Source organism: Streptomyces similanensis (genome assembly GCF_039543625.1).
Classification (GTDB): domain Bacteria; phylum Actinomycetota; class Actinomycetes; order Streptomycetales; family Streptomycetaceae; genus Streptomyces; species Streptomyces similanensis.
In genome coordinates this window covers 112,083-118,158 of the sequence record NZ_BAABKC010000045.1, presented here as the reverse complement: position 1 = coordinate 118,158, position 6,076 = coordinate 112,083, and the positions used below count along the sequence as shown (strand labels likewise).

Here is a 6,076-nt window from a genome sequence, read left to right as displayed (position 1 = left end):
GTCCGCCGCCCCCGGCCCGCGCGGCACGCCCGGCCGCTCCGGCACGCGCCAAGCGCCCGGCCGCTCGGGGGCGCGCCGGGCGGCCGGTGTGCACGCCGGGGCGTGGTGGGTGTGGGCGCTGGCGCTCGGCATCGGGGCCACCCGGACCAGCAACCCGCTGCTGCTGGGGCTGCTGCTCGCGGTGTCCGCGTACGTCGTAGTGACGTGCCGGGCGAACACGCCCTCGGCCCGCTCGTACGCCGCCTTCGTGCGGCTCGGGCTCGCCGTGCTCGGCATCCGGCTGTTCTTCGCCGTCGTGCTCGGCTCGCCGATCCCCGGCTCGCACGTCCTGCTCACCCTGCCCGAGGCGCCGCTGCCGCACTGGGCGCAGGGCATCCGGCTGGGCGGCCGGGTGACGGCGGAGGCGCTGCTGTTCGCCCTGTACGACGGCCTGAAACTGGCCACCCTGCTGGTCTGCGTCGGCGCGGCCAACGCCCTCGCCGCGCCCGCCCGGCTCCTGAAGTCGCTGCCCGGCGCGCTCTACGAGATGGGCGTCGCCGTCGTCGTCGCGCTCACCTTCGCCCCGCACCTGGTCGCCGACGGCCGCAGGCTGCGCGCCGCCCGCCGGCTGCGCGGCCGTCCCGACCGGGGCCTGCGCGGCCTCGTGCACGTCGGACTGCCGGTGCTGGAGGGCGCGTTGGAGCGCTCCGTGGCCCTGGCCGCCGCGATGGACGCCCGCGGCTACGGCCGCACCGCCGAGGTCGCCCCCGCCGTGCGCCGCACCACCGCCGCCCTCACCCTCGGCGGTCTGCTCGGGGTGTGCGCGGGGACGTACGGGCTGCTCACCGCGGCGGGCGGTACCTACGGTCTGCCCGTCCTCCTCGCCGGACTCGCCGCCGCCCTGGCCGGGCTCCGGCTCGGCGGCCGCCGTTCGCCGCGCACCCGTTACCGCCCCGACGCCTGGAACCCGCGCTCCTGTCTGGTCGCCGGCTCCGGAGTGGCGGTCGCCGCGCTGCTCTCCCTGGCCGCCGCCCGCGACCCGGACGCCCTGCACCCGGGGGTCGTCCCGCTGGTCGCGCCCGCGCTGCCGCTGTGGCCCGCCGCCGCCGTACTGCTCGCGCTGGCCCCCGCCTTCGCCGCCCCCGGAACCACCGCCCGCAAGGAGCCGTCGTGATCCGCTTCGAGGACGTCTCCGTGACCTACGACGGCGTACCCGAACCCACTGTCGCCGCAGTGGACTTCACGGTGCCCGAGGGCGAACTCGTGCTGCTGGCCGGGCCGTCCGGCGTGGGCAAGTCCACGATCCTGGGCGCGGTGAGCGGACTGGTGCCGCACTTCACCGGCGGCACCCTGCGCGGCCGGGTCACCGTGGCCGGCCGGGACACCCGCACCCACAAGCCGCGTGAGCTGGCCGACGTGGTCGGCACCGTGGGCCAGGACCCGCTGTCGCACTTCGTCACCGACACCGTCGAGGACGAACTCGCCTACGGCATGGAGTCGTTGGGGCTCGCACCGGACGTGATGCGGCGGCGCGTGGAGGAGACGCTCGACCTGCTGGGCCTGGCCGCCCTGCGCGACCGTCCCATCGCCACGCTCTCCGGCGGCCAGCAGCAGCGGGTCGCGATCGGCTCCGTCCTGACCCCGCACCCCCAGGTGCTGGTCCTGGACGAGCCGACCTCGGCGCTGGACCCGGCGGCCGCCGAGGAGGTGCTCGCCGTCCTCCAGCGGCTCGTGCACGATCTCGGCACGACCGTCCTGCTGGCCGAGCACCGCCTCGAACGCGTCGTCCAGTACGCCGACCAGGTCGTCCTGCTGCCCGCCCCGGGCGCGGCCCCGCTGCTGGGCGCCCCGGCGGACATCATGGCCGTGTCGCCGGTGTACCCGCCGGTGGTGGACCTGGGCCGGCTGGCCGGCTGGTCCCCGCTCCCCCTCACCGTCCGCGACGCCCGCCGCCGCGCGGCCCCCCTGCGCGACCGCCTGGCCGCCCACACCCCGGCCGCCCCCTCCGCCGGCTCCACATCGGCCACCGCGCCGGGCACGACCACCGCCGCGTCAGCCCCCGCGTCGGCCGAGGCGCCGGGCGCGGACGCCTCCGCACCGGGCGCCCCGAGCGACACGGCCGCACCCGCGCCCCGCCCCGCGTCGCGGCTGCGCCTCCGTCGCCGCCGGGGCGCCGTCCCCGCCGAGGACGCCGCCGTCGTCGCCGAGGTGCGCGGGCTCGGCGTCCGCCGCGACGGCGTGCGGGCGCTGCGGGACGTGGACCTGACCGTCGCCCCGGGCGAGACCGTCGCGCTGATGGGACGCAACGGGGCCGGCAAGTCCACCCTGCTCGGCTCGCTGGTCGGCCTGGTGCAGCCCTCGGCCGGACAGGTCCGCGTCGGCGGCGCGGTCCCGCACCGCACCCCGCCGCGCGAACTGGTCCGCCGCGTCGGCCTGGTCCCGCAGGAGCCGCGCGACCTCCTCTACGCCGACACCGTCGCCGCCGAGTGCGCCGCCGCCGACCAGGACGCGCAGGCCGCGCCCGGCGCCTGCCGCGCCCTGGTCTCCGCGCTGCTGCCCGGCGTCACCGACGCCACCCACCCCCGCGACCTGTCCGAGGGCCAGCGGCTGGCGCTCGCGCTGGCCGTCGTCCTCACCGCCCGCCCGCCGCTGCTCCTCCTGGACGAGCCGACCCGCGGCCTCGACTACGGCGCGAAGGCCCGTCTGGTCGCCGAGCTGCGCGCGCTGGCCGCCGCCGGGCACGCGATCGTGCTCGCCACGCACGACGTGGAGCTGGCCGCGGAACTCGCCCACCGGGTGGTGCTGCTCGCCGAGGGCGAGGTGATCGCCGACGGCCCCACCGCCGAGGTGGTCGTCTCCTCCCCCTCCTACGCCCCCCAGGTCACCAAGATCCTCGCCCCGCAGCGCTGGCTCACCGTCGCCCAGGTCCGCGAGGCCCTCGCATGACCGCCCGCACCCCCACGCCCACCCCGGCGGGCACCCCCACCCGGACGGCCGCGCCCACCACCCGGACGGACGTCCAGGCCCGCGCCGTACGTCTCGGCCCCCGCTCCCTCGCCGCGCTGCTCCTGGTCAGCGCGGTCGGGGCGGCCGGATTCCTGTGGCCGTTCCTCGCCCCGCCCACCTCGCGGCTCAGCGCGCACGCGCAGGACGCGCCGTGGCTGTTCGCGGGCCTGCTGGTGCTGCTGGTCGCGGTCGTCGCCGCGACGATCGCCGAGTCCGGGCTCGGCCCGAAGGCCGTCGCCATGCTCGGCGTGCTCGCCGCGACCGGCGCCGCGCTGCGCCCGATCGGCGCGGGGACGGCCGGTCTGGAGCCGATGTTCTTCCTGATGGTGCTGAGCGGCCGCGTCCTCGGTCCCGGCTTCGGCTACGTGCTCGGCTCGGTCACCATGTTCGCCTCCGCGCTGCTCACCGGCGGGGTCGGGCCGTGGCTGCCGTTCCAGATGCTGGCGATGGGCTGGTTCACGATGGGCGCGGGCCTGCTGCCCGGCCCGGACCGGCTGCGCGGCCGGGCGGAACTCCTCCTGCTCGCCGTGTACGGCTTCCTCGCCGCCTTCGCCTACGGCACGATCATGAACCTGGCCGGCTGGCCCTTCATGGGCGCCCTCGCCTCCTCCATCGCCTTCGACCCGCACGCGGCCGTCCCCGCCAACCTGGCCCGGTTCGTCGCGTACTGCCTGGCCACCTCGCTGGGCTGGGACCTGGGGCGGGCCGTCGTCACCGTGGTGCTGACCCTGGTCGTCGGTCCCGCGGTACTCCGGGCGCTGCGCCGGGCCACCCGAAGGGCGGCCTTCGAGACGCCGGTCACCTTCGACACGCCCGAAAGCTGACCTCAACGTCACGACCTGCGCACCCACCGCGACGGCCCCGGTGAAGCACCCCACATGACCTGAATCACCTACGAAACGCGGCCGTAGATCCAACCGGGTGACATGTGCGCGGCTTTACCCGCGCCGACCTGCGGTTTGAGACGCCGCTCACACGAACGGCCCACGCCCGGGTTGCGACGACAACTAGTAAAAGGGGTGGTTGCGTCCGGTTTTCCCGGCTGCTTCTCTGGAGCACGTCGCAAGGAGCCGACGGTCCTCACGGGTCGCGGCGCCAGGCAGTCCCTCCCCGCGTCAGCGGGCTCCGGCTGTTCGCGATCCCCCGTCCCCGACGCAAGAGGTATTCCGTGTCCGTCTCCTTCATCAGCCGCATCGCCACTCCGAAGAAGGCCCTCTCCACCGCCGCCGTGGCCGCCGCCACCGTCGGCATGGCCCTCTCCGCCGCCCCCGCCCACGCGGCCACCGCCACCGGTTCGGCCGCCGACGCGAAGACGATCGCGCACCAGATGATCCCGGACGCCGCGCAGTTCAACGCCTTCAGCCGTATCGTCGAGCACGAGAGCGGCTGGAACATCCACGCCACCAACGCCTCCTCCGGCGCCTACGGCCTGGTCCAGGCGCTGCCGGCCTCGAAGATGTCCACGGCCGGCGCCGACTGGAAGACCAACCCCAAGACGCAGATCAAGTGGGGTCTGGACTACATGAACTCCCGCTACGGCAGCCCGGCCAAGGCCTGGAACTTCTGGCAGGCCAACGGCTGGTACTGAGCCACCCCTCGGTCCTGAGCCGCCTTTTCAGGAGCATGGCGCCGGCGACCCCGGTTTGAGCCACCTCACGGCACTCGTGGAGGCGGCGGCCCCCGATCCCCTGGGCCGCCGCCTTCGCCGTGCCCTCCGCTTTCCGCCGCGTCCGGCAGCCGCCCGGGCGCGGTTCTGCTTCTCTGGTCCCATGACAGCGGACGCGCAGCCGGAGGACGCCCACCCGCACGGCGACCCGCACGGCGGCCCGCCGGACGACCCCGAGTCCCGTGGTCTGCGCCTGGTGGCGGTGCTGCTGGGCCTGACCGTGGTCAGCGGGATGATCGACGCGGTGAGCTACCTCGGCCTCGGCCACGTCTTCACCGCCAACATGACCGGCAACGTGGTCGTCCTCGGCTTCGCCGCCGCGGGCGCGCCCGGCTTCTCCATCCCGCACACCGCCACCTCGCTGGCCTGCTTCCTGGTCGGCGCGTTGGCCGGAGGCAGGGTCGCGGGCCGCTACGGCGGTGTGTCGCGCCGCGCCTGGGCCCGGGTGACGCTGGCCGCCGAGGCGGTGCTGGTCGGCGCGTCGGCGGCGGTCGCCTACGCCGCGCCGGGCGCCGCCGCGACGGTGTACGCGCTGATCGCGCTCACCGCCTTCGCGATGGGCCTGCGCAACGCCACGGTCCGCAAGCTGGGCGTCGCCGACCTGACCACCACCGTCCTGACGATGACCCTCACCGGCCTCGCCTCCGACTCCCGCGCCGCCGGCGGCCCCGGCCACCGCTCCCCGCGCCGGGTCGCGGCGGTCGTCGCGATGCTGCTGGGGGCCGCGCTGGGCGGGTGGCTGGTGCTCCACCGCGACCTGGGCACACCGCTGCTGATCTCGGCGGCGGCCGCCGGGGTGCTGGCGGCGGTGACGTCGGGCCGGGAGTGAGGTCAGCTCACCGGTCCGCGCCGCCGCCCAGCTCCACGTCCGCGGCCGCCACGGTCCCGGCCGTGCGGCCCGGCGCCTTCTGGTGGCTCCAGTACAGGTTGGTGTGGGCTATGACCTGCTCCGGGGGCGGGGAGCCGTAGGCGGAGGTGTCCGTCGTGGTGTGGGCGTCGGCGACCAGGAGCGTGTCGTAGCCGCGCACGAGCGCGCCGTGCAGGGTGGAGCGGATGCAGATGTCGGTGGAGGCGCCGGCCACGACGAGCCGGCCGACCCCGAGACCCGACAGCACCTTTTCCAGGGTGGTGTCCTCGAAGGAGTCGCCGTAGTTCTTGTGGATCAGCGGCTCCGCCTCGTGCGGCGTCAACTCGGGCACGATCCGCCAGAGGTCGCTGCCCTTCGGCATGTCCTCGTCGGCGTGCTGCACCCAGACGACGGGGACCTCCTCCCGCCGGGCCCGCTCCACCAGCGCCGCGATGTTCGCGACGACAGCGTCACGGTCGTACGCCGTGCCGACCACGTCGTTCTGCACGTCCACGACGAGAAGGGCGGTGTTGGGCCGCTCCTGAAGTGTGGTCATCGTTCCCCCAAACGCCTGCCTG

Annotated in this window: 6 protein-coding genes; 5 read left to right on the top strand and 1 reads right to left on the bottom strand. The window is 75.7% G+C overall.

Annotated elements, in window-relative coordinates:
• Positions 1-88 precede the first annotated feature (88 nt).
• The 5 genes from ABEB07_RS16540 (at position 89) to ABEB07_RS16520 (ending at position 5,480) form a co-directional block, all read left to right on the top strand.
• Positions 89-1,153 (top strand): energy-coupling factor transporter transmembrane protein EcfT, encoded by a 1,065-nt coding sequence (locus tag ABEB07_RS16540; protein ID WP_345669034.1) that lies wholly within the window; start codon positions 89-91, stop codon positions 1,151-1,153.
• Positions 1,150-2,925, top strand: coding sequence for an ABC transporter ATP-binding protein (locus tag ABEB07_RS16535; protein ID WP_345669028.1), 1,776 nt, complete (start codon positions 1,150-1,152; stop codon positions 2,923-2,925). The genes ABEB07_RS16540 and ABEB07_RS16535 overlap by 4 nt, the downstream gene beginning before the upstream one ends.
• On the top strand, positions 2,922-3,809 hold the full coding sequence (locus ABEB07_RS16530; protein WP_345669027.1) for an ECF transporter S component: 888 nt from the start codon (positions 2,922-2,924) through the stop codon (positions 3,807-3,809). The genes ABEB07_RS16535 and ABEB07_RS16530 overlap by 4 nt, the downstream gene beginning before the upstream one ends.
• A gap of 344 nt (positions 3,810-4,153) precedes the next feature.
• Complete coding sequence (locus ABEB07_RS16525; protein ID WP_164585821.1) at positions 4,154-4,573, top strand: aggregation-promoting factor C-terminal-like domain-containing protein; 420 nt, start codon at positions 4,154-4,156, stop codon at positions 4,571-4,573.
• Positions 4,574-4,754: 181 nt separating this feature from the next.
• Positions 4,755-5,480: a YoaK family protein gene (locus ABEB07_RS16520; RefSeq protein ID WP_345669026.1), complete on the top strand. Its 726-nt coding sequence runs from the start codon at positions 4,755-4,757 to the stop codon at positions 5,478-5,480.
• A gap of 7 nt (positions 5,481-5,487) precedes the next feature.
• On the opposite strand, the gene ABEB07_RS16515 is transcribed toward ABEB07_RS16520, so the two are convergent.
• On the bottom strand, positions 5,488-6,054 hold the full coding sequence (locus ABEB07_RS16515) for an isochorismatase family protein (protein ID WP_345669025.1): 567 nt from the start codon (positions 6,052-6,054) through the stop codon (positions 5,488-5,490).
• Between the last annotated feature and the right edge of the window lie 22 nt (positions 6,055-6,076).

Bases quoted from the DNA above. Each gene is read 5' to 3' on its own strand.
- ABEB07_RS16520 (WP_345669026.1), top strand. From the start codon at position 4,755: ATGACAGCGGACGCGCAGCCGGAGGACGCCCACCCGCACGGCGACCCG.
- ABEB07_RS16530 (WP_345669027.1), top strand. From the start codon at position 2,922: ATGACCGCCCGCACCCCCACGCCCACCCCGGCGGGCACCCCCACCCGG.
- ABEB07_RS16515 (WP_345669025.1), bottom strand. From the start codon at position 6,054: ATGACCACACTTCAGGAGCGGCCCAACACCGCCCTTCTCGTCGTGGAC.